22 protein-coding genes, 1 pseudogene and 1 riboswitch are annotated in these 23,944 nt (G+C 40.9%); of the genes and pseudogenes, 10 read left to right on the top strand and 13 right to left on the bottom strand.

Going from position 1 to position 23,944, the window contains the following annotated elements; translation table 11 throughout:
• Positions 1-247: 247 nt before the first annotated feature.
• A complete protein-coding gene (locus MUN89_RS17825) occupies positions 248-2,323 on the top strand; it encodes a heavy metal translocating P-type ATPase (RefSeq protein WP_396266049.1) in 2,076 nt (691 codons plus the stop codon).
• 281 nt (positions 2,324-2,604) lie between these two features.
• On the opposite strand, the gene MUN89_RS17820 is transcribed toward MUN89_RS17825, so the two are convergent.
• Positions 2,605-2,922, bottom strand: coding sequence for a hypothetical protein (locus MUN89_RS17820; RefSeq protein ID WP_244709114.1), 318 nt, complete (start codon positions 2,920-2,922; stop codon positions 2,605-2,607).
• A 545-nt stretch (positions 2,923-3,467) separates the two neighbouring features.
• Here MUN89_RS17820 and plsY point away from each other — a divergent pair.
• Positions 3,468-4,091, top strand: coding sequence for a glycerol-3-phosphate 1-O-acyltransferase PlsY (plsY, locus tag MUN89_RS17815; RefSeq protein WP_244709112.1), 624 nt, complete (start codon positions 3,468-3,470; stop codon positions 4,089-4,091).
• A gap of 736 nt (positions 4,092-4,827) precedes the next feature.
• Here plsY and MUN89_RS17810 read toward each other — a convergent pair.
• Positions 4,828-5,520 (bottom strand): excalibur calcium-binding domain-containing protein, encoded by a 693-nt coding sequence (locus tag MUN89_RS17810; RefSeq protein WP_244709110.1) that lies wholly within the window; start codon positions 5,518-5,520, stop codon positions 4,828-4,830.
• A 300-nt stretch (positions 5,521-5,820) separates the two neighbouring features.
• Here MUN89_RS17810 and MUN89_RS17805 point away from each other — a divergent pair, with 300 nt between their 5' ends.
• Positions 5,821-7,359: a glycosyltransferase family 2 protein gene (locus MUN89_RS17805; RefSeq protein WP_244709109.1), complete on the top strand. Its 1,539-nt coding sequence runs from the start codon at positions 5,821-5,823 to the stop codon at positions 7,357-7,359.
• Between the two features lie 83 nt (positions 7,360-7,442).
• On the opposite strand, the gene MUN89_RS17800 is transcribed toward MUN89_RS17805, so the two are convergent.
• Positions 7,443-8,609, bottom strand: coding sequence for an aminotransferase (locus tag MUN89_RS17800; RefSeq protein ID WP_244709107.1), 1,167 nt, complete (start codon positions 8,607-8,609; stop codon positions 7,443-7,445).
• A gap of 2 nt (positions 8,610-8,611) precedes the next feature.
• The gene (locus tag MUN89_RS17795; protein ID WP_244709105.1) at positions 8,612-9,109 is read right to left on the bottom strand and encodes an Lrp/AsnC family transcriptional regulator; all 498 of its coding nucleotides are present in this window, start codon (positions 9,107-9,109) and stop codon (positions 8,612-8,614) included.
• A gap of 145 nt (positions 9,110-9,254) precedes the next feature.
• Between MUN89_RS17795 and MUN89_RS17790 the strand changes: the two genes are divergently transcribed.
• Positions 9,255-10,097 carry an aldo/keto reductase gene (locus tag MUN89_RS17790; RefSeq protein ID WP_244709103.1) on the top strand — a complete coding sequence of 281 codons (843 nt, stop codon included), beginning with the start codon at positions 9,255-9,257 and terminating at the stop codon, positions 10,095-10,097.
• Positions 10,098-10,143: 46 nt separating this feature from the next.
• On the opposite strand, the gene MUN89_RS17785 is transcribed toward MUN89_RS17790, so the two are convergent.
• From MUN89_RS17785 to MUN89_RS17775, 3 genes are all read right to left on the bottom strand, one after another.
• On the bottom strand, positions 10,144-10,593 hold the full coding sequence (locus tag MUN89_RS17785; protein ID WP_244709101.1) for a MarR family winged helix-turn-helix transcriptional regulator: 450 nt from the start codon (positions 10,591-10,593) through the stop codon (positions 10,144-10,146).
• Positions 10,594-10,599: 6 nt separating this feature from the next.
• A complete protein-coding gene (locus MUN89_RS17780; protein WP_244709099.1) occupies positions 10,600-11,079 on the bottom strand; it encodes a glutathione peroxidase in 480 nt (159 codons plus the stop codon).
• Between the two features lie 147 nt (positions 11,080-11,226).
• Positions 11,227-11,715 (bottom strand): hypothetical protein, encoded by a 489-nt coding sequence (locus tag MUN89_RS17775; protein ID WP_244709098.1) that lies wholly within the window; start codon positions 11,713-11,715, stop codon positions 11,227-11,229.
• A gap of 320 nt (positions 11,716-12,035) precedes the next feature.
• On the opposite strand from MUN89_RS17775, the gene MUN89_RS17770 reads away from it, so the two are divergent.
• On the top strand, positions 12,036-12,530 hold the full coding sequence (locus MUN89_RS17770) for a PCYCGC domain-containing protein (protein ID WP_244709096.1): 495 nt from the start codon (positions 12,036-12,038) through the stop codon (positions 12,528-12,530).
• Between the two features lie 193 nt (positions 12,531-12,723).
• Here MUN89_RS17770 and MUN89_RS17765 read toward each other — a convergent pair whose 3' ends face one another.
• Positions 12,724-13,263, bottom strand: a complete 540-nt coding sequence (locus tag MUN89_RS17765) for a DUF1648 domain-containing protein (protein ID WP_244709094.1) — start codon at positions 13,261-13,263, stop codon at positions 12,724-12,726.
• Positions 13,264-13,388: 125 nt separating this feature from the next.
• On the opposite strand from MUN89_RS17765, the gene MUN89_RS17760 reads away from it, so the two are divergent.
• Positions 13,389-14,864 carry a flavin monoamine oxidase family protein gene (locus tag MUN89_RS17760; RefSeq protein ID WP_244709092.1) on the top strand — a complete coding sequence of 492 codons (1,476 nt, stop codon included), beginning with the start codon at positions 13,389-13,391 and terminating at the stop codon, positions 14,862-14,864.
• A 39-nt stretch (positions 14,865-14,903) separates the two neighbouring features.
• On the opposite strand, the gene MUN89_RS17755 is transcribed toward MUN89_RS17760, so the two are convergent.
• From MUN89_RS17755 to MUN89_RS17740, 4 genes are all read right to left on the bottom strand, one after another.
• Entirely contained in the window at positions 14,904-15,761 is an 858-nt protein-coding gene (locus MUN89_RS17755; protein WP_244709090.1) for a thermonuclease family protein, read from the bottom strand.
• 223 nt (positions 15,762-15,984) lie between these two features.
• Positions 15,985-16,083, bottom strand: coding sequence for a YjcZ family sporulation protein (locus MUN89_RS17750; protein WP_244709088.1), 99 nt, complete (start codon positions 16,081-16,083; stop codon positions 15,985-15,987).
• Between the two features lie 142 nt (positions 16,084-16,225).
• The gene (locus tag MUN89_RS17745; protein WP_244709086.1) at positions 16,226-17,608 is read right to left on the bottom strand and encodes an NCS1 family transporter; all 1,383 of its coding nucleotides are present in this window, start codon (positions 17,606-17,608) and stop codon (positions 16,226-16,228) included.
• A 31-nt stretch (positions 17,609-17,639) separates the two neighbouring features.
• Complete coding sequence (locus MUN89_RS17740; protein WP_244709084.1) at positions 17,640-19,094, bottom strand: YfcC family protein; 1,455 nt, start codon at positions 19,092-19,094, stop codon at positions 17,640-17,642.
• Positions 19,095-19,310: 216 nt separating this feature from the next.
• Positions 19,311-19,410: riboswitch (purine riboswitch) on the top strand.
• A gap of 81 nt (positions 19,411-19,491) precedes the next feature.
• On the opposite strand from MUN89_RS17740, the pseudogene MUN89_RS17735 reads away from it, so the two are divergent.
• Positions 19,492-20,825 (top strand): annotated as a pseudogene (locus MUN89_RS17735) (5'-deoxyadenosine deaminase).
• On the opposite strand, the gene MUN89_RS17730 reads toward MUN89_RS17735, so the two are convergent.
• Positions 20,817-21,206, bottom strand: a complete 390-nt coding sequence (locus tag MUN89_RS17730; RefSeq protein ID WP_244709082.1) for a gamma-glutamylcyclotransferase family protein — start codon at positions 21,204-21,206, stop codon at positions 20,817-20,819. The pseudogene MUN89_RS17735 and the gene MUN89_RS17730 sit on opposite strands and share 9 nt — an antisense overlap.
• Positions 21,207-21,432: 226 nt before the next feature.
• On the opposite strand from MUN89_RS17730, the gene MUN89_RS17725 reads away from it, so the two are divergent.
• From MUN89_RS17725 to MUN89_RS17715, 3 genes are read left to right on the top strand one after another with little or no spacing between them, the layout of a single operon-like run.
• Positions 21,433-22,437 carry an XdhC family protein gene (locus MUN89_RS17725; RefSeq protein WP_244709080.1) on the top strand — a complete coding sequence of 335 codons (1,005 nt, stop codon included), beginning with the start codon at positions 21,433-21,435 and terminating at the stop codon, positions 22,435-22,437.
• Positions 22,424-23,074, top strand: a complete 651-nt coding sequence (locus MUN89_RS17720; RefSeq protein WP_244709078.1) for a nucleotidyltransferase family protein — start codon at positions 22,424-22,426, stop codon at positions 23,072-23,074. The genes MUN89_RS17725 and MUN89_RS17720 overlap by 14 nt, the downstream gene beginning before the upstream one ends.
• Complete coding sequence (locus MUN89_RS17715; protein ID WP_244709076.1) at positions 23,035-23,943, top strand: FAD binding domain-containing protein; 909 nt, start codon at positions 23,035-23,037, stop codon at positions 23,941-23,943. Before MUN89_RS17720 ends, MUN89_RS17715 begins: the two co-directional genes overlap by 40 nt.
• The last annotated feature ends 1 nt before the right edge of the window (position 23,944 follow it).

Genomic DNA, 23,944 nt, shown 5'->3' with positions numbered 1-23,944 from the left:
CTAGGTAATCGGACCAGAACTAGCAAGTGTTTGTGCTGAAATTTGTGAAGCTTGAAGAAATGAATGTAAAAAGTACGACTATGATCATTGTCAAACATCTGTCGAGGCTTATTTCAATGTGCAGAAGCATAGAAAAGTATTGCATAGATTCTTTACTAATAGAGAAATAACTAATACTAGCACTTGTGCTAGTATTAGTTCTTGTAGTAATGACGTTTAATTATACCCCTATGAGGTATAAAGTAGAATGTACTCATTGAAAAGGATTGGAGGGGCTGCAGTGACACAAGAACACCATAATAATAAGCATGAAAAACATCATGAGCATGGTGATAAGGAACATGATCATGAAAGTCACGAACACCATGGACATGAGGGTCACGATCATGGAGCGATGGTTGAAGATTTTAAGAAAAGGTTTTATATTTCTTTAATCGTAACTGTACCTATATTAATCCTGTCTCCTATGATCCAGAATTTTATTGGTCTGGATTTTGTATTTCCCTATGATCAATATGTTTTATTTGCATTAGCAACTTTTGTATTTTTCTATGGAGGCTGGCCTTTTATTTCGGGAGCTATAGATGAATTAAAACAAAAGAACCCTGGTATGATGACTCTGATAGGGTTAGCGATTGTTGTGGCATATGTGTATAGTTCTCTTGTGGTTTTCGGATGGTCAGGTAGAAATTTCTTTTGGGAGCTTGCAACATTAATCGATATCATGCTGCTGGGTCATTGGATTGAAATGAAGTCTGTAATGGGAGCTTCAAATGCTTTACAGGAATTAGTGAAACTAATGCCTAATGAAGCTCACCGATTAGAAGAGAATGGGGAAACGGAGGACGTTCCCTTAAATGAACTTCATTCAGATGACCTTGTTCTCGTAAAACCAGGAGAAAAAATCCCGGTGGATGGGAAAATTACAGATGGGAAATCAGCTATTGATGAATCGATGCTTACGGGAGAATCTGTACCTGTGGAGAAGGGGACGGAAGATGAGGTTATCGGTGGATCAATAAACAAAGAAGGCAGCCTTACGATTCAAGTGAAGAAAACAGGGAATGATACGTATTTATCCCAAGTCATTGAGTTAGTACAAGAAGCTCAGAATTCAAAATCCCGAGCTCAGGATTTCGCTAACCGGGCTGCCAAGTGGCTATTTTATTTAGCTCTGGGCGCAGGGATAGTAACATTTATTGTTTGGATCGCTATAGGGTACTCTTTTGATGTAGCATTAGAACGTATGGTAACTGTTATGGTAATCACTTGTCCACATGCTTTAGGTCTTGCAGCACCGCTTGTAGTAGCGGTTTCGACTTCGCTGTCAGCTAAGCAAGGGTTGTTAATAAGAAATCGGACTCAATTCGAAAATGCAAGAAACATCGACGCCGTCATATTTGATAAGACAGGTACGTTGACTAAAGGTGAATTTGGTGTCACGAATATTATTTCAAATGAACATGAGGAAAATGATGTAGTGTATTGGGCAGCAAGCGTCGAGCAAAATTCCGAACATCCTTTGGCTAGAGGTATTCTAGAAAAAGCTCGTGAACAAGAGATATCCCTTGGTAAAGTAGAGGATTTTGAATCCATTACAGGCAAAGGATTAAGAGGCTCTGTTGACGGGAGAGAAGTAAAAGTCATGAGCCCGGGTTATATGAAGAATGAAGGGATTTCATATGATACGGATTCCTTCAATGAACTATCGAAAGAAGGCAAAACAGTGGTCTTTGTTTTGTTAGAGGATCAATTTATAGGAATGATTGCTCTAGCAGATATGGTCCGAGATTCAGCAAAAGAAGCGATAGAAGAACTGAAATCAAATAATATTCATTCTGTTATGCTCACCGGGGATAACCAAAAAGTAGCGAACTGGGTCGCCAAACAACTGGATATTGAGGAAGTCTATGCCGAAGTTTTACCTGATCATAAATCTGATAAAGTGAAAGAAGTCCAATCCCAGGGGAGAAAAGTTGCCATGACTGGAGATGGAATTAATGATGCTCCAGCTTTAGCGACAGCAGATGTAGGCATAGCTATTGGAAGTGGCACGGATGTGGCTGTAGAAACGGCAGATATCGTACTTGTAAAAAGTAACCCCAAAGACATTGTTTCCATTGTAAGGTTATCTAAAAACACGTATAAGAAAATGGTACAGAATCTGTGGTGGGCAGCAGGTTATAACATATTTGCAATTCCTTTAGCAGCCGGGGTATTAGCTCCTATTGGTATTGTACTTAGCCCTGCGGTGGGAGCCGTTTTAATGAGTTTAAGTACGGTCGTTGTTGCCATTAATGCGAAATTGTTAAGGGCAGACTAATTAAACCCGAGGCAAGGAATTTTCTTTGCCTCGGGTTTATGATCAATGATGTTCTGGAATATGATCAATTTTTGGCACATCTATTAACCAGTTGCCAACCAATAAAAAGCTGCTCAAAAGAAGGAAAACAAGGAATGGTTTGAGGAACCATTTTTTCGATGGTATGGATTGGTCAGAATAAGTAGTACATGCTAATAATGGGAACAAGATCAGGGAACAAACATCTAATGTTATAAAAAGCTTTATTAGGGTGATAGATTCAGAAATAATGGTCATCTCACCTAGCATAGCCCCATCATCCCACTCATTAATCCAGCTGAGATCCCTTCAATACAGTAAATTAACCCTAACTTACAGGTGCAAATCCCTCCTATAAAAGCCCCTGTTGATAAGCCTAACAACGTAGAATAGAATAAATCACCTTGAAAAATCGATCCAAGAGTGACTCCAATTACAAGTCCAATACTTGTCCCGAAAACCATCGAGATGACCATTCGCTGGGAGTGATGCAGAGATGCCTGGTATCTTCTTGACAATACAAGGGAGAAAATCACCTTTAATAATAAGGAAAAAACAATGAACACTTGAAAATAACTCATTCCTATTCTCCTCTGTTTTATTATCGTCTCTTTTCCAATGTATGATGTTTACATGATAATTATGGGTGTCACTGTGCTCTTATTTAAATCAGCTCTAGAGGACTACAATGAAGAATGTACGCTTTGGAAAATCAGATGAAGGTGGATTTACAGGGGCTCTTTATGATTTTGAAGATCAACGGTTGTAGTAACTTGTTTAACTGAAAATTATCTAAAAAAGTCTTGCTGAACTATTATATTTATATTTGGCATGGAAAAATACTCGTAGTAATCATTTATTATCAATAAACTAAGTTTATCCTTGGACCAAGCGAGATCCTTATGGCTTGCTTAATTTTTATCATCATTAAATTATCCTCATTCCATAAATAGGGAAGGGAAAATCTTAAACAATTGGATTTGTCTCTTTTACTAATAGGTAGAGCAGGTTTGTGAAAGACTCAGTTAAAATGTATTGGGGTAATATCAAATAATATATAACTAGCAAATCATGTTAAAATTATAATCGTTAATGATTACATAATGCATTACAAGGGAGAAGAGTAATGAATGATATTTTAAGGCTTATTGCGGCGTTAGCTTTGGGCTACCTAATAGGCAGCCTTAATACAGCGGTAATTGTAGGGAAAATATATGGTAAAGACATAAGAAGCCATGGAAGTCAAAGTGCCGGGCTTACTAATACGTTGAGAGTACTTGGGAGATCTGCTGCAACTTTTGTTCTCTTAGGAGATATATTAAAAGGGATAATTGCTTGTTATGTTGGACTATTCCTTGACGTAACCTTTTATTCTGGAGAGGCTAAAGATTCCTTATGTCTTTTAACGGCAGGTGCAGGAGCAGTGATAGGGCATAACTGGCCGATATATTTTAGGTTAAAAGGAGGCAAGGGAGCTCTTACTGCAGTGTCAGTACTGTTTATGGCTGACTGGTTTATAGCTCTTTTAGGGCTAGTGGTCTTTGTAATAATAGTAGTTTTAACACGTTATGTTTCTTTAGGTACAATATGTGCTACCTTGGGAATTGTTGCTATTTCGACCATCCCTGTTTTTGGGCATTCTGTATATTTTAATCTATTTGCCTTCCTAATGGCGGTTATGGTTATTTTCAAGCATAGGAAAAATATACAAAGGCTACTCGCAGGTACAGAAAACAAACTAACGTTTTAATTCTTAACTAATAAAACGGAAAGTCACATTATTTATGACATAATGGAATACTTTACGAAAATTCGAAGGGATAATAGAAAAATGACGGTAAGGTAGACGAGATGAGTTCAGATGAATTCCTCAGTAATATGTATCTTACTGATTTTTTTGGGTGAATTGTTACTACCAATTTACAAATCAAAGTAATAATTTGTAGTAATACAGTATCTTCTTTAGAGGTATTTCCATATTATCCTTTAAATGACTGCTAAATTTATTAAATATAAGTAGTGAGTTATGACAAACAATACTGCATACAATTTGGTCATATTTTAATCAAACAATATTTATAGGTGACTCCCGGAGATTACGTTTTGATAAAAATCATTTTAAATCTTTATATAGCAAGGTTTAAGGGCACTTTAAGAAATTAAAGGGTAGTTTACTTTCCTTTCCCAACTGGCAGTGTAGGGGAGCGGATATCGAGGCCCGCTATTGTGCCACTTGACAAAACCTTTGCAACCGCAAGGGTTTTTCTTATGTTCTGAGTGTCGATTAAAGATTCGATCAAGCTTTTGTTCCATGTGAGAGTCTTTTTATTAAGCCATATTATCATTTATCCACTGCCTTTTAGAAGGAAAAGACGAAAATGCTCTCCATGAAAAAACTGCTCTCAAATAGAGAGCAGTTTTTTTGCTGATCAGTTCGCGTACTTAACTGCTTATGTTATTAGAATGAAAAGATTACTAAGGTTTCTTTATTCACAACCAATTCCATCCCCATCCCGGTCAAGGTGTGGACCATAGCCAGGATCTCCTTTACGGACTGGTGCAGCTCCAGCATTACGGGCAGCTGTACAGTTTTCAAAATACGTATTACTGGAATTTGAAGAGGTAGTATGATCAGAAGAACTAGAAGTCGATGCTGTGACTGTAGAGTTTAAGTCATCGACTTTTGCCTGCAAAGAGCTCTTATCATCCTTAAGCTTTTTAATAGTACCCTCCAGCTCATTAATGCTACTGCTCAGCTTTTTATTTTTTCCTTCCAGATTGCTTACCTTATCCTTAAGCTCGCCAGTATCCTTGTCATAATTGGCAGCTTTATCATTCTTCTCAGCGAGCTGGTCTTTGGTTTTTTGAAGTGTCTTGTCCAGTTCGTTCTTAGTTGCTGTAAGATCGTCCAATTGTTGTTTTAGCGCATTTGTTTCTTCACTAAGAGTTTGATTTTTGTCAATCAGTTCTTTATTTTGATCTTTTTGAGCGGATAATTCTTCAGCTAATCCATATTGCGTTCCAACGCCCACCAGAATAAGGCTCAAAACTATTACTGGAATAATAAACTTTAATGATAGCTTTGTATCCTTGCCTTTTCTTTTCTTTGCAAAATGAAGAATAAGATAGATCACTGCAATAAAAAATACAATAGCACCGACATAAGCTAAGAAATCCATAATTTATTCCTCCTTAATGTTTTGGTGTTTTGGGTATTTTTTCCATTATTAATAATTTTACTATGAAATTAAAAAGTTGTATATAATAGTCAGGGAAAAAATGGATTTTAAATAGTGTAAAATGGATGGTTCATAACCATACGTAATTATAGAAAACAAAATAAAGATCGGAGCATACATCTATTTGTAAAAAATGCTCTTCTTAAAGAAAAAAAAGAACGGACTCCATTCGTTCTAAAGACTCACCAGGAAAATAAAATAGTTACATCGTTGTTACTATCCTATTTTCCGAGGTGAAGAATGAATAATCAATTAGTTCTGCCAAATACACAAGAAGCAAGTCCTTACCAATCAAAAAGTCTTCAGCGTATCAAAAACACATATATGAGACCTAGAATCGTAATATTTATCCCTGCTCATAATGAAGAGAAGTCCATAGAGGATTGTTTAGCAGGAGTGAAGGACCAAAAGGTGCCTGCTGGTGTAGAACTGGATGTCCTCGTCATTGCTGATCATTGTTCGGATGCTACCGAACAAAAAGCGCTAGAGGCAGGAAAGGAATTTGGCTTGAACCTCAGGGTATTAAGAACGGAAAACAATAAGCAGCGAAAGGTCGGAGCACTGAACGCTGCCTGGAAAAGCATATATGGAGACCTGCTCGATATTTATAATAAAAAGCTGACGGAATACCAGGAATATTATAAGGAATCCGTTAAGGCGATCCTGGGAATGGATGCTGACAGCCGATTGGCACCCGGGGCTCTGCTTGCTCTTTGGGAAGGTTTGATGAGTGCGAGAAATATCGGCGGTGTGATGGCCAAATATACGATGAGAATGCCAAAGAAGAAGAGCTTCATTTTTAAAGACGATGTTCATTATGAGGAAAAGCTATCTTCTGGGGAGTATGGCGGACCGGCTGCGCGCTGGTGGACCCATCAGCAAAAGCAGGACATGGCCGGCTGGCTGCTTGATTTGCAGTATCGAGGAGGTAGTACGTACGTTCTCGGCGGGCAGGCAACCTTGTTTAGACCGGAAGCCTTACAGGATGTCGTCGATGAAAACCGACTCGACGGCCCGTGGCAGGACGATAGTGATGTAGAGGATATGCTCCTCACCTGGCAGCTCCAGAAAAGGTGGAAAACCTTAATCAGTCCGTCTGCCCGCTGCTTTGTTGATTCGATGCGGACGTATCATACGTTTAGACAGCAGCGAAATAAATGGCAGGGAGGAACCGTAGAATTACTGACCAATTCCGATATTGGGGTTCAGTCAAAGCATAAATGGAAATTGTGGAGGTCTCAATTTAGAACGCTGCTAAATTTAATGATTCGTGTGTTATTTGTGGTTTTATTAGGGACGGCTCTTGCCACGGATCAGTTTACTTGGTCGTGGTTGTGGTTAATTCCAGTGGGAATTGCAAGTTTCTTAAATATGATTATGGCAGCAAAAACGCCGATGCACAGAAAGATTGATGTCTTGCTTGCCGCCTGTTTAATTTCTCCAGAGCTTTATCTTTGGGCGAATTTAATTACGTTCGGACAGGTATGGCTGAACAAACTTTCTACAGATAAGAAGGATGGGTGGGCAGTGCAATACAATGCTGAGAGGGGAAATACTCATAGTAAGCTTGGTCAGGGACTGCTTTTAACCTTTTTGGCAGGGGCTGCGATGACATATGCCTGTATCAAATACCGAACTATCCTTACAGATAGCTTGGTCCAGCAGGCACTCGAACCTTATCTTACATTTGGATGGCGCATTCTTACGATTTTAACGATCTACACTTCTCTATTAATGCTGTACAAAATCTGGACGTTACGAGGAAAACATACAGCGTAACCATTGGTGGGAAATAATAAAAGACATCCGCTGCTCTTAATCGAGTGCGGATGTCTGTTATTAGCAATGGCTGATCTCTTTACTTACATTTTTTTTCTCACAAACCGTTCCATCCGTTCCATCGCTTCATCCAATTGATGAAGGGAAGTAGCATAAGAACAGCGGATGTAGCCCTCGCCGTTTTCTCCAAACACGTCTCCAGGTACGACCGCTACCTGCTCTTCTTCCAGCAGCTGCTCGGCAAATTCACCGGACGTCAAGCCGGTTGCCTGAATGGAAGGGAAGGTATAGAATGCTCCTCCTGGGTTTGGGCAGCTCAAACCGATTTCATTTAAACTGCTGACAATAAAGTTCCTTCGTTGCTTATAGCTTTCCATCATGTCCTGGACGCTCTGTCTGCCATTTTTCAAGGCTTCCAGTGCTGCATGCTGGGCCATTGTAGGAGCACACATCATCGTGTACTGGTGGATTTTTACCATGGCGGCAATAATTTCAGCAGGACCTGCAGCATACCCCAGACGCCAGCCCGTCATAGCGAAGGCTTTTGAGAACCCGCTGATTAATATCGTCCGTTCCTGCATCGATTTTAGCGCAGCAAAGCTTGTATAATCGTCGTCATACGTAAGCTTGGCATAGATTTCATCAGATAGCACGAGTAAATCGTGTTTTTCAATAACCGCAGCAAGCGGCTCCAACTCTTTCTTGTTCAAGTAAGTTCCTGTTGGGTTATTCGGGTTGCAAAGGATGATGGCTTTCGTGTTTGGTGTTATGGCTTCCTCTAATTGTTCTGGCTGAAGCTTAAAGTCATCCTCTGCTCGAGTTTGGATCGTAACAGGAGTCCCGCCGGCAAGCGTGACAGTTGGTGTATAAGCGACAAAGCTTGGTTCTACAACGATCACTTCATCACCTGGATTCACGATCGCTCTCAGAGCGAGATCAATCGCCTGACTTGCGCCGACGGTGACGATAACCTGGTCTTCGGGATTATACGTTACGTGATAGTTCTGTTTCAGAAACTGACTGATTTCCTGGCGTAATTCAATCATTCCGGCATTTTCTGTATAAGACGTGTAGCCTTGTTCTAAAGAATGAAAGCTGTGTTCAATAAAATTCCACGGAGTGACAAAATCCGGTTCGCCCACTCCGAGGGAAATGACGTCTTCCATCTGAGCGGCTAAATCAAAAAAGCGCCGGATTCCTGATGGCTTTAAGTCGGCTACTTGTTTCGCTATGTAAGAGGTCGGGCTCATTGTCATGGTGATACCACGATTCTCTTATCATCATCGTCATCATCCTGTAAAATGATGCCGTCATGCTTGTATTTTTTCAAAATGAAATGAGTGGTTGTTGATAAGACGGAGTCGAGAGCGGACAGCTTTTCGGAGATGAAATTCCCAATTTCCATCATCGTGCTGCCTTGGACAGATACGGACAGATCATAAGCTCCCGACATTAAATATACAGCCTTCACTTCTGGGAAACGATAGATTCGTTCAGCTACTTTGTCGAAGCCTACACCGCGTGCAGGAGTGACTTTCACATCGACCATTGCGGTAACCTCTTCAAACTGCATCACTTTTGCCCAGTCGATCAGGGTGGAATACCCGAGAATCGCTTTTTCTTTCTCTAATCTCTGGATAAGCTCCCTGATTTCGTCAACTTCTTTGTTCATGAGTTTAGCAATTTTTTCTACTTCTAAATTGGCATTTTTCTCAATGATTTTCAGCAGTTCAATTTCAACTTCATTCATGTTAACACCCTCTTCGTCAGTATAGATGTGTTCTATTCTAACAATATTATCAGACAAACTAAAACTTATTTTGTTCATTTCCATGATTTGAAAAGTTTGGTTGGTGGTATTGTAGTTTTTAAATACTGAAAAGGAGTGGTAGATCGTGAAGAGGGAAATACCAGAGGTCACCTTAAACGATGGCATGAGGCTTCCTGCCATTGGATTTGGTACATACAATTTGAATGGAAATGCCGGAGTTAATGCGATTACAAGCGCAATCGATACAGGTTACCGATTGATTGATACCGCCTATAATTACGAAAATGAAGGGACGGTCGGAGAAGCGGTCCGCCGCAGCTCCATTCCGAGAGACCAATTGATCATCACTTCGAAATTGCCGGGGCGGTACCAGGAGTATGATAAGGCGGTGCCGGCCATTCAGGAATCGTTGTACCGGGCCAAGCTTGATTACTACGACCTTTATTTAATCCATTGGCCGAATCCTAAACAGGGCAACTATGTGGAAGCGTGGCAGGCTCTGCTTGATGCGAAAAAGTGGGGACTGATTCGTTCGATAGGGGTGTGTAACTTCCTTCCTGAACACTTGGAGGTTCTTGAAAAAGAAACAGGAACAAAACCAAGCATAAATCAAATTGAACTTCATCCGTTTTTTAATCAGGAGGAGCAGCGGAGCTTTGATGAAGAGCATCACATCCAAACCGAATCATGGAGCCCATTAGCACGGGCGAAGGATATCCTAAACAATGAAACGCTTGAAAAAATGGCGAGAGACCATAACAAAACGGTTTCTCAAATCGTGCTGCGCTGGCACTATCAGCTTGGGTCGATCGCCATTCCTAAATCGGCATCTCCAGAGAGGCAGGCTGAGAACATTTCAATTTTTGACTTTTCATTAAGTGAAACGGAAATGGGAAGAATCGCTGAATTGACACGTCCTGACGGCAGACTGAATGATCAGGACCCAGCCACCTATGAAGAGTTTTAACCGAGTAAAAAGCATGTCCCAGAGAGGACATGCTTTTTTTATTTCACTAAACGGATTCGCGCGTTTTTAACTTGTTTGTCAGACTGTGAAGCTGTTCCAACAGCTGCTCATATTCTTCCTGTTTAATTTGGCAGGATTCGATTTCCAGCCTCACTTTTTCCGTGATTGCTTCTTTTTGGTCGATTGCTTTTGATTCAAGAGCCACACAAACGCTTCGTTCATCTGACTTCGAGCGCTCTTTAGCTATCCAGCCTTTTGATTCCATTCGTTTAATCATCGGCGTTAACGTTCCTGATCCAAGGCTCAGCTTTTCGCCTAGTTCTTTAAAGGTCATGTGGTCCTTCTCCCAAAGCGCAAGCAGGACAAGATACTGAGGATACGTAAGACCGAAAGATTGCAAGGCTTTTGTGTACAGTTTGTGAAATTGGCTTCCTGTTTCATAAATAGCAAAGCAAAGCTGTTTGTCTAAAGTTAAGAAATCCTTCAAACGGTTCATCCTTTTTTATTGTAAGTATTCAGCGAGATCTTTTTCGATTTCTTCAGGTTTTGTCGTCGGGGCATAACGCTTCACGACTTGCCCGTCTTTATTAACGAGGAACTTTGTAAAATTCCATTTGATTTTTTTAGAAAGAACCCCTTTTTTCTCATCTTTTAAATAAGTAAATAAAGGATCCTCCTGATCCCCGTTGACATCAATTTTTGCAAACATCGGAAATGTTACGCCGTAATTCACTTTGCAAAACTCCGTCGTTTCTTCAATGTTATCAAACTCCTGGTTATTAAACTGATCACATGGGAAGCCGAGAATCTCTAAACCTTCTTCCTGATGCTTTTTATAAAGCTCCTGTAGGCCTTCGAATTGAGGGGTGAAGCCGCACTTACTGGCCGTGTTCACAATGAGCAATGCCTTCCCTTGATAATCATGAAGCGTTTGTTCTCCGCCATCAGGCTTTTTCACTGTAAAGTCATAAACAGTTGTCATCCTTCTTTCTCCCCTTTACGGTTTTATTTAGTTGTGAACGATTTAATTGTACACGATTTAAATAACCACAGCAAAAATAAATACTTCCCTCCAACGAAAAGCTCGCAGCAAAAAGTAAATTACTTTTTGCTGCGAGCCTGATGTCCATTATTTACGCTGCGTTTCTTTTTCTTCAAAGTCTTTGAGAGAAGATTCGGGCGTGAACGGAAAGAATTCATCACTTCTCTTGTATTCAGCCGTGTTTGGTGTTCCTGTGGATTTATATCTTATATGAAATTCTTCCTGGAATTCTGCAGGGTCCTTGCTGGATGGTGATTGCTTCATGTCGGAAATCCAAGATTCAAATTTATATGTACCGCGGTCGATAATCTTGCAGAGATCCTCCAGGGTTTGAGTTAACTCATTAATACAATCTAACCCATTCCTTAAAATGATGCCCTTTTCTTTAGCTTTTTCAACGGAGTGTTCAAGTCTGTAGGTCTTTTCTTTGTAGCCAAATTCAATAAAGCAACTGCTGCGATCCCAATTAAAATGATAGTTCTCAATCTTTAAACGCTTAATTGCCCGTATAAGCCTTTTTTCACTAACATGCTGTTCTTTATGTGGAATCAACCTAAACATAAGATTTTTAAACATCTTATTCCTCCACCTTCCTTATTTTGACTGATTCTCTTAAGCAGATGCCTTATTCTATTAATTTCTACATATCGGATGGAATTCCTTTTTTATACAGATAAAATTCTCAATAAAAAACAGAATTCAAAAAAAGACTGCCTATATTTCCCGGAAAATAAATCGTTGAGAGTTGTTACAGCCTTGAATAGCGGAGATAAAATAATGTAAAAAGAGTAGAAACACCTTTCAATATTTTGTCATGATTTCATTCTGTTGGGAAATGAGTCCGTGCTATAATTTAAGTAACTATTTACTAAAATTAACTGAGGTGTTAAGTAGAGATGAATAAATATTTACGAGTTTTCCTATTACTTATTGGTTTTGTCGGCACAGGAATTATGCTGTTAAATGGCTGCAGTCCCAAAGAGGAAGCCGCCAAAGAATATTCCGACTCAGCTACCGGGGACATTCGTGAGGAAACGAAGTCTGTGAAGGTGCTCCCTGATTTTTTAACAAATCAGTCGGAAGATTTAGGCAGGATCTACAAAGCGGTTGCATCTCATAAAGAAGTCGTTGAAAAAATGCCTTGTTTCTGTGGTTGTGGAGAATCAGTCGGACATAAAAGCAATTACGACTGCTTCGTCTATTCTGATCCATCGGGAGAGAAGATTGTCTGGGACGACCACGCAACGAAGTGTGGGGTTTGTCTTGAAACAGCAGTAGAAGCTATTAACCAATTTGAAAACGGAAAATCAATAAAAACCATTCGTAAAGAAATAGAAGCAAAATACGAAGAAGGCTATGCGGAGCCGACTCCTACTCCTTCTGTTTCGTAAAATTCTTTGTGTGAAATCTCTGCTCGAAAATAGGCTCACAGTCTGAATCTGCTTAGAACACTAAGTCTTTCAAATGGTTGAAAACCAATGTGATCGTAGGAACAATTCACACCCATATTCCACAAGACATAGAACCCTTAAAAACTGTCGAAAAGATCTTCGGCAGTTTTTTTATGCATGTTACTCATCCAATCTAGAAGAATTCTTTTTTCATACGGGGGTTAGCTTTATAAAACGCTTTTTTCATCCTCCATTCAACTATTCCATAAATGATAAGAGTAAGGAGTATGAGACCAAAGTAAACAACAATCACTGAATTAGGAAGCGTATTCAAGTCCCCAGCAGCGATTTTTATAGACAAATAGAGTAAGAGGAGAAAAAATAACAAGGTCTGGGCTGCTGTTAACGACAGATAAGAGCGAAAAAGGGCATAGAGCTTGAGACTTATTTCTTTTGGGTGGTTCCCGTGGTAGCGGTCAAATTTAATGAAGCGGAAGGCCTTGAATCCTAAAAAAAGTAAAATAGAAATCACCGGCAGTAGAAATAACGTGTATTTGGTCCCGTAACCGTCCGGGGCTCCGGCCGTATTGAAATGCATGGGAACTTTATCCGGCACCTTGTTCCAGTATAGGAAGACGATGATCCATTGAGTTAATAATGCTGTTCCTGAGAGAAGATCCAACAGGAGCTCATGGGTGATCCGTTTATTCTGCTGACCGAAATGATCTTCCAATCTTAAGCCTCCATTCAACTTGTATCCGTGACTGACTTTTAATTATTTACACATGTATTGTATGGATGAGTCAGTCTAACTCTTCTAATTATCTCATATATTTCCAATAGACAGGAGGGGAAAAGTTGGATAATCGAGAGGATTTTTATACGTATGGCGATCTGACATACCCAAATGACATGCTTCGTATTGTACGAAATGGTCTGAAGAAAACACCGGATCCTAAACGAGTGATCATCATTGGCGGGGGGATGGCGGGGTTGGTTTCAGCTTCTTTGTTAAAAGATGCCGGTCATTCGGTGACCATCCTTGAAGGTAACGACCGGATCGGGGGAAGAGTATATACCCTGCGTAAACCGTTTTCAGAAGGGTTGTATTTAGATGTAGGTGCGATGCGTTTTCCTGAGACGCATGATCTAGTCGCCGAATACGTAAAGAAATTTCATTTGCCGACGAATGAATTTAGAAATAAAAATGACCTTTACTTAGTCAATGGAGTGCAGACGACAGTTGAATATTATAATGAAAATCCCAATGTATTTAACATCCCTCTTCCGGAAGAAGAACAAGGGAGGACGGCCGTTCAGTTGTTGAGGTCTGCTGTCCAACCTTTTCTTGACCTCTATCAGGATGCGGATCCTAAGGAGCAGGAAAGGTTGCGGAAGAAATTTAATAGTTATTCTTTTGATGACTTTTTAAGATTTAATCCCCTGGGCACTTCCCTCTCACCAAATGCGATTCGGCTTGTAAAAGTGGTGCTCGGGATTGAAGGATTCCCTAATTTATCGTTTGTAGATATATTATTAGATATTGTTCGTACCGTTTTTAATGAAGACTTGAAATTTTATGAGATCACAGGGGGGAATGATCAGCTGCCACTGGCTTTTGTTCCGGAGCTGCAGTCAAATCTTTATTACTATCAGAAGGTTCATCAAATTGTGCAGCAGGAAAATGGGGTTACGGTGACTTTTAGAGACCGGAGGACCAATCAATACCACAGCTTGGAAGCAGACTATGTAATTAGTACGATTCCTTACTCAGTCCTTCAATTTGTAGACATTTACCCAATCGATTCCGTTTCCTTTCGTAAGTGGAAGGCCATCAGGGAACTCACCTATGTATCCTCTATTAAAATTGGATTGGAGTTCAATTCGAGGTTTTGGGAAGAAATGAAAATAGGCAATATTATTACAGATCTCCCACTGAGATATACGTACAGTCCGAGTCATAATATAGGAGCACAAGGACCTAGTGTCATGCTTGGAAGCTACAGCTGGGGCCAGAACGCCATGTTGTGGAACAGCCTTCCGGAAGAAGAAAGAATAAGAGAGGCCCTGTTTGGATTATCGAAGATTTATGGAAACCGAGTCTATGAGGAATTCAACCGAGGAGCTTCTTACAGCTGGAGTCAAAACCAATTTTCTGCGGGGTGTTTTACCTTATTTTCTCCTAATCAGTCCACTGATTTTTCCTGGGAGCTTTATTTACCTGAAGGACGCATTCATTTCGCTGGCGAGCATACTTCTGCCTTTCATGGCTGGGTGGAAGGTGCGATTGAGTCAGGAGTTCGTGCTGCATATGAAGTCAATGAACGAGATTAAAAAAGCGCGTGGTAAAACGCGCTTTTTAGTGCAAGAAGCTTAAAGCCCTTCGCAAACGACTCCATCGTGATCTCTGCCATCTAACCGGTGAGGGTCAGATTTTGGTCCGCCTGCTGCTTCATAAAAGGCTTGCGCTTCTTCTTGTGAGGAAAAATCGCTGCAATCCCGGTCCGGGCCATTGGGATTATAACGCACAGAGGGTGAAGAGGATTTTTTTCCTTCTTCCGTGTCCTTTGTATTTTCACTGGACTGCTCCTTTGCAGGGGCTTCCTTATCTTGAAAACCGCTGTCTTGGACATAGCCTTGTACACTCCAGATGCCTTTTTTCTCTTTTTTGGCACGATTTTGGGCTTTTATATACTCTTTCGCGTGGGTATAGGGCGGATCGTACACGTAAGCGTAACGAGCCAGGCCTTTTTCCAATAACATTTGATTAAACATATGGCCATCTACCCATACATACCCAAGCAACCGCCCATACTTGTCCCGCTTCGGGCCATCGTATTCAAGTTGAATATCCTTCCCTGATAGTGTTTCTTTCGCAAAAGCACTTGCTTCAGGTCCGAATTTTTGCACAGGTTTATTAGGATGGACCGTTTCAGGCGTGTCTACGAGCAGCATACGGACCGTTTCTTCTTTGCCGTTTAAGCTGATATCAATTGTATCGCCATCAACCACTTTTGTGACAGTAGCTGTAACTTTTTCTTCCTCGTTGGTTTGGGTGGTTTCTTCATGTCCTGAATTACCTGAAGATAAAGAAGAAGGTGCGCAGCTAGTAAGGAACAGCATTACCAGCACAAAGGACGAACTGACCAGTAATGAAGCGTGTTTTCCAGGTATCCATTTATTAAATCCGATAAGGATGATCAGAAGAATGAGTATCGTAAATCCAGACAAAGCCTTCACCTCATTTAAAATTGGCAGACACAAAAAAATACGCCTAAGACGTATTTTGATAAATATGTATCCGTAAGAAAAATTTCACTTCTTCATTATATCCTCACTTTTTACGATGTGAAACCAACCATCGAACTAAAATTCAGGTTAATCAGACAGAGAGGATACATATAGTCTTGCCAGGGCAGCTTGCCCTGACAATAAACTGTCAGAGACTTGCTTATTAATAAAAACAAGCAGCTCCAATAATTACTAACAAAATAAACAATACAACGATTAGCGCAAAACCGCCGCCGTATCCGTAGCCCACAATTTTCACCACCTTTAATCAGTATATTGTATTGTATGAAATGAATGAAAAAGGAGGGAAGGTGTTTGCCTAAAGGTGTAGAAAAACTATTTTGGATGCGTTCTGAAATAATGAAATGCCCCAGCTTAAAGCTGGGACATTTATTGATGGGGACTTAATTTGCCTGGATTTCTTTTTTCTCCCTCATGACGGTTTGAGCTGATGTGGAGGTTATAGAATCTTCTACATACTTTTCTTTTTTTCCTATCCAGAATTTCATGAGTAATAAATAAACTATACCAGCTGGGAGAAGCCCTAAAAACCAGGATAAATCAACATTGATGAAAGAAAACGCTGTACCTGCAGTAATGGCAATGATCGCTGCAGGATTCCACCCTTTGAAAGAGGAAAATAAATGAGCTGTCTCATATAATTTCTCCACATTGTAATGACCTTTATGGATAAAGTAATAATCGATGACCATAACTGCGAACACTGGTCCTAAGAATGCGGAAACGATGGAAATAAAGACAGTAAAGTAAGAAGCACTCATGATCCACCACGGACAAGTGAAGACTCCGAGGAGACCGATGATCACACAGGCTTTCTCCCAGGATATGTTGAAAAGATCCATGGCTACAAATACGGTAGGTGTAATGTTAGCGACAAGATTAGTTGTAATTTGGGCTAATGCAATGACGAGTAAGATAATCAGACTTGCCATGAAATTTGATATGTACTCGGAAATAATATCAACGGGGTTCCATATCCCAACGGCCGCTGCTCCTAAAACCCCGACGAGGGGGAGCAGGATCATTGGCGGTACAATCCCGATAATATGGGAGCCGATGAAGGTTTTACCTGATATTTTTTTAGGGACATAACGCGTGTAATCAGACACATTTAAGAAGAGCGCTGAAAACTGTCCGAGTAACACGGTCATCGCAAGCCAGAACGGAATGCCCCATGTTCCTTGTATGTCAGCAGTTTTTTCCACTTGGAACCCAAAGGTTGAGAGGAATAGGAAAATCATGTAGATGACACCAAGCATGATAATAATCGCCCCGACAATCTCGATCCATTTAATAGATTTGATTCCTTTGGCAGATAAATAAATCTGCAGTGCCTGAAAGCTAAAAAACCAGATCCAAACATTACCGAACCCTGTGATATCGAGAAAGATATGATTCAAGGCTTGTGCACCTAACCACGTTTGGACGCCATACCAAAATAATGCAGGAACTGCCCGAAGAAGTGAAGGAACTTTTGCTCCGGCGGGTCCAAACGAAGAACGAAGCTGTACCACCATCGGTATCCCATGCTTCCATCCGACTCTACCGTTTAAAGCAAACAAAAGAGCGGCTAATAGGTTTGCCAAAATCAATGCTGCAAATGCCTGATACAAATTTAGTTCTCCGAATGGGGGAATCATACTGGATCCTAACATAAACGAACCGACCATGATGGCGTCTCCCCACCACATCGCAATGTAAGCTTTTGGACCTAAAATACGGTTTTTTTCTTTAGTAATCGGCAGCAAGCTATAATGACTAGTCATAATTTCCTCCTTTTATTGATTACTCAGCAGCTCAGCCATTCCATTGAATAATTTGTGCAATGATTAAAAAGATAAGGCTCGTACCTGTCCACAATCCAAAAAGGGGAAGGTAAAACTTAACCCACTTCTGCCACTTCACTCCAGCTAAGGCAAGAGTGGCCATAAAATAACCGGAAGTAGGAAACAAGATGTTGCCTAAACCATCTCCGAATTGATAGGCAAGTATGGCTGTCTGCTTCGTAACCCCTATAAGGTCTGCCAGCGGAGCCATTATAGGAATTGTCACTAAGGCTTGTCCGCTTCCTGAAGGGACAAGAAAGTTGAATAGTAATTGCACAATAAACATTCCAATGGCGCTGAATATAGAAGGAAAATGGCCGACAAGTTGACCGAGTCCGAAGACGATCGAATCCATGATATGAGCGTCTTCCATAATGACGGCTACTGCTCGAGCCACCCCTACAATAAATGCCCCTAGTAAAACACTTTTAAAGCCATCATTGAATCCTTCACATATTTCACTTGTAGAGAGTCCTGCTACCAGACCTACAACGATACCCATGATGATAAACAACCCTGACATTTCCATCATGAACCAGCTGTGCTTCAGCACTCCGTAGACAAGGATACCGAAGAATAGCAGAGCGGTTATGGAAGCTAGCTTCTGCCTGAGGGTGGCTTGATAGCGATTCGTACTTTGTACGGTTTTGTAAAGCTTGCGTTTTTCATAATCGTCCTCATAAACAAGACTTTGTTCAGGGTCACGTTTAATTCTCCTTGCATATCGGAGCACATACAAGATACCGATAACTACCATGATCATAAAAGCGGCCAGGCGGAGACCTAATCCGCTGTAAAGAGAGAGTCCGGCCAGCTTCTGTCCTAATCCTGTGTTAATGGGGTTTAAAAAACCTGCAGTAAACCCGGCCGTTGTGGCGCAAAGAGCTATGGCTGCAGCGATGATCGAGTCATAGCCCAGCGCGATCACCAGAGGCAGAATGACAGGTACATAAACGAGGCTGAGCTCCTGTGTTCCTATTAAACTGCAAATCAATGAAAAAACGATCATCAGCACAGGGATAATGGCAAGACTTTTTTCTGTGAAGGTTCTCGTTAACGTATCAACGGCAATTTCTATAATGCCGGTTCTTCTTAATACCATAAACATTCCACCAATGATAAATGTGAAGAATACCACACTTCCTGCACTAACCAGCCCTTTAGGAAATGCGAGCATGAAATCCGTGGGAGAAGTTGGGCTTGGGGTTACTGTATGAAATGAACTAGGATCAATGGTCGTCCTTCCTTCAGGTCCACTTATTCTGTCGTACGTACCTGCTGGAACGAAATAAGTCGTAATGGCTGCCACCATACTAAACAAAAATAAAATCACGTAAATGTGCGGCATCTTTAAACGATTAGTGAAGACGGAGAGTTCATTTTCCGGACGTGGATCTTCTTTAGCAGTTGGATTTTGCAATCCCATTTACATTCCTCCTACATGACTTATGTCAACTTTTCTAACATTGTATAGGAACCTGGAAAGGAGGTCATTAGATATTTTAGACATATTTTTGCTGGATATTTAGATAAATAAGACAAAATTTTCGAAAAAATGCAGGAGGTAAGGATATCGATTATTTATTTGTGTTAGGTTTTCTTACATATATATTGAATGAAAAGGGTGGAAGTCGTAATATAGAAGAAATTCATATGCAAGTTTCGTATATTCTCAATAATCTGGTTTGAGGGTCTCTACAAGGAACCGTAAATTCCTGGCTACGAAACGTATGGTCGCGGGGCTGTGCGTTTTGCGGCCGGGTTTTTGTTTTGTCCATTTCATCTGTTTCTATCATCTGAAAATTTAATCGGGGGGTCTTTACATGAGTCGGATGCTAATTAAGAATGCTGAAATCATTACAATGAATGAGCGTGAAGAGGTGATAAAAGGAGATGTTCTGATCCAGGATGAATTCATTATTAAAATGGGTCAGAATCTTAATGACGAGGTCGATGAGGTCATTGATGCCGAGGGGCGAACTGTAATTCCGGGGTTCGTTCAGACGCATATTCATCTGTGTCAGACGCTTTTTCGCGGCAGGGGGATGACTTGGAATTGATGGAATGGTTGGAAAAGCGGATCTGGCCGCTTGAAGCTGCACACGATGAAGAGTCGATTTATTATTCGGCCATGCTTGGTCTTGGGGAAATGATTGAAAGTGGAACGACAACAGTGGTGGATATGGAGACGGTGCACCATACGGATGCTGCCTTTCAGGCGATATCAAAAAGTGGAATTCGTGCCCTTTCGGGAAAGGTGATGATGGATAAAGGTGGCGGAGTTCCGAGTAATCTCCAGGAAAGTACTGAGAAATCTCTTCAGGAAAGCGTTGATTTGCTGAAAAAGTGGCATATGCATGATGGCGGGCGGATCCAATACGCATTCTCACCGAGGTTTGCGATTTCTTGTACCGAGGAGCTTCTTAGAGAAGTAGCGAGATTGTCCAAGTTTTACAATGTTTATGTCCATACGCACGCTTCTGAAAATCAAGGGGAAATTCAAATGGTAGAGGCGGAGACAGGAATGAGGAATGTGGTGTACCTTGATTCTCTTGGTCTTGCTAATGAACGGTTGATTTTAGCTCATTGTGTTTGGCTGGATGAAATGGAAAAGAAAATCATCAAGGAAAAAGGTGTGCATGTCAGTCATTGTCCTGGTTCAAATTTAAAGCTTGCTTCCGGAATTGCTGATACTCAGGATTTAGTCAATCGGGAGATTTCATTGAGTTTAGGGGCGGATGGCGCTCCTTGTAACAATAATTTAGATATGTTTAACGAGATGAGACTGGCTGCTCTTATTCAAAAACCCTTTCATGGACCTGCAGCCATGGACGCGAAAACTGTATTCAGGATGGCAACCATAGGTGGTGCCCGGGCGATTGGCCGTCAACATGAAATAGGCAGCCTTGAAATTGGGAAAAAGGCAGATTTAGCGATATTGAATCTGCGTCAATTTCATACGTATCCAAGTTTTAATGTAGATCCCATCTCGAGAATTGTTTACTCCGCTACCCGGGCAGACGTGGACATGACCATGATTAATGGAAAAGTAGTTATGGATCAAGGGAAACTAAAAACGATAGACAAAGAACTTGTATTAAATGAAGCGGATAATTCGATTAAGCGTCTAGTCAAGCGATCGCCAGTTCTAACGTAAGTGTTTCTTCCTGCGGAAATTAATCCAGTTTCCGGATGGAATTTCTTCAAGTGCTGCTGCTTGTTCCTCTGTGAACGTATAAACATAACCTTCTTGATCGTTATTTGCATCTGCAATCCAAACGCGGTCATAGTGGTTATTGGTGCTGCCTGGTTCATGACCTTCGAGGGTATCGAATTGCCGCAGACCTTCTTCTGTAATTGTGAACCATTCGCCCGTAATTTTGTTTTTATCGTTTAAGACGACGGCTGGGTATCGGCCGACATTATATAAACATCCATGAATGGTACCTGGTTCGCTTTTTAATAAATGTGGAACAGCGATGTGATGGTTGGATTCGCCGTTTAGAAGAGTACCGTAAACGAAGACTTGATAGCTCATGGAATCAACCTCCTTTTAGAATGTTTAGTTACTCCGTCTAAAAGCAGCGGCAGGAATTATTCAATTTACACAATGACAAATTCCTCCATACATTTTATGATCTATATAAGCTGAGTAGACATTACATGTTGTGTTAATTAATATAACATCTGTACAGAGGAGATTCATATAAAAAAATTTCGCTTTAATTTTTAGAATATTAAAAATATGAAAGGGAGAAACAACTATGGATGATATTCATCAAATCTTTCCAGAAGCAGAAACTGGTGATGTATTAGCTACTATCGTCCACGTTGAAGGATCTGCTTATAAAAAAGAAGGAGCGATGATGCTTTTTAAACAAAATGGAAGTCAGGTAGGTATGATTAGTGCGGGATGTCTGGAGGAAGATGTAGCCGAACGAATCAAACGGAATGAGTCAAAAGATGCTGAAATTATTGTTTATGACATGAGAGGCTATCGTGATTTGATGTGGGGAGAAGGATCAGGCTGTAATGGCTTGATTCAAGTATTGCTCGAACCTATTACTGATGTGTTAAGTAGTCAGTTAACTAAATTAAAGGTACTGCTTGAGCAAGGGAAGAAAGTCACGATGTATAAAAAACTGCCTATCGGCAACAGCGAAGTGAAAACCCTTTACAGAGCAGGCGAGGAGTATTTCGGAGATAACGACTACTTTTCCGGGAAAAGTTTAGAAATGACCTCACAAAAATTCGGTAAAACAAAAGAAGGAGAAAAAGAAGTTTACTTTCACTGTTTTCAGCCTAAGGAGAGGCTGATCGTTCTGGGGGCAGGCAAAGATGCCATTCCATTAGTAGACATGGCGTCCAAAACAGGTTTTTCAGTTATAGTAGCAGACTGGCGTCCAGCCTTATGCACGAAAGAGCATTTTCCTGATGCTGATGAGAGAATTGTAGGTTTTCCAACAGACTTAGTAAACAAAATTCAATTTTCTCCCAATGATTTTGTTGTTCTGTTGACCCATAGTTTTCAAAAAGATAAAGAACTGCTCTCTTATTTAATAGGGAAAGAATTGAAATATTTAGCAGTATTAGGATCTAAACAAAGAACGAAACGGCTGTTAGGAACGGATGTCCTTCCGCCTTTAATCACGACTCCAGCCGGTTTATCGATCGACGCTGAAGGAGCAGATGAGATTGCCATCAGCATTATTGCTCAATTGATTCAAGTGTCTAAAAAATCTAAGGTGGTGCTTCATGAATCGGGATAAGGTCGGTATTTTTCTGGCTGCTGGAAAGAGCAAACGTATGGGACGTAATAAGCTGAGTCTTGTCCTGGAACGAACGACTATTGGCAGCCATTCCTTTTCGAAGGCTTTATTTTCGGAACTCGATCATATTTACGTGATTACTCAAGAAGGGGATTCCCTCAATTGGATGGAGCCTGCATTCCTTTGTGAACCTTACCGTTCAAAATGGACACACGTAGTATGCCCGAGAGCGTGTGATGGCCAGGCCTATTCACTCCAGGAAGGTATCAGAAGAGCTCAATTCTTTAAGGCCACACAAATTGTTATCCTGTTGGCCGATCAACCCTTTGTCACTCCCGCTATGATTAATGAGTTATTAAAGAACTATCGAGAAGGGAGAGAAGAAGACCCTCCTTTTCATTTCGTAGCTTCTGCTTTCCATGGAGTCATTCAGCCGCCTTTATTGATCGATTATACATTGTTTCAAGACTTGTTTACTCTATGCGGAGACAAAGGGGCTAAATGCCTCCTTAACAAAAAGCTTGCTGCTCAAGGGAGGAAGATTGAATATGATCAATGGTGGATGTTCTTTGATATCGATACGGAGGATGAGTATCAATGGATAACGGAGTTAGGTCCGGCTTATCAACTCAATTAAGCAATCCTAATCAGTTGTACACAAAGGTCTGGCATCCCGGAAGTGTAGAAGAAGCATGGAGGTTAAAAAGAAAATTTGGTGAACATGCGGCTTATATTGCTGGGGGTACTGTTCTTCAGCTTATGAGAGAAAAGGGGATTGCGCTGCCGGGTCAGTTCATAAGTCTAGCTTCTATTGAGGGGATGAAAGGGATAGATAAATCCACTGGGAATCTTATTATCGGGGCACTGACCAGCCTGAAGGCATGCCAGAAACATCCTTCCATAAGGAAGAGTTGGCAGGTTCTTTCTACAGCTATCGATCAGGTTGCTTCTCCAGCTGTGAGAAATCAGGCTGCTATCGGTGGGAATGTAGCTTATGGGATTGGAGATCTTATTCCGGCACTGCTCGTAATAAATGCACATATTTCCTGGTTTGATGGAAAGGAAATGCACGTAGAGTCTTTACATGATTTTGTGTCGATTCCTAAACGAAGGGATGAATTAATTACGGCGTTTTTCCTTCCGATTCCTTCTGCAGAAGGAGAAATCCTCCATTTTTATAAAAAGGTTGGGCGCAGGGAAGGTTTCATTCCATCTCTAGTGACGGTGGCCGGCAGTATTAGAATCGATTCCAATCATAAGGTCACTTCGGCCCGCTTCGCCATCGGAGGAGGGAAGTACTTGCCGCACCGGCTTGAAACGTGTGAAAGCTTGCTTCTAGGCAAACAACTTGACGACAAGAGGCTTTTGCTGCTTGAAAAAGAGATCATTCGTACTTATCGTCCAGCCCCAACGCCTTTTACATCGGGTGAATACTGTACGCAGGTCGCAGCTAACCTCATCGTATCGGAGCTGGAAGAATGGATAGCTCAGATAGAAAGGAGTTAAC

Source organism: Halobacillus salinarum (assembly GCF_022919095.1).
In the GTDB taxonomy this organism is placed as follows: domain Bacteria; phylum Bacillota; class Bacilli; order Bacillales; family Halobacillaceae; genus Halobacillus_B; species Halobacillus_B salinarum.
This window is presented reverse-complemented; position numbering and strand designations above follow the sequence as displayed.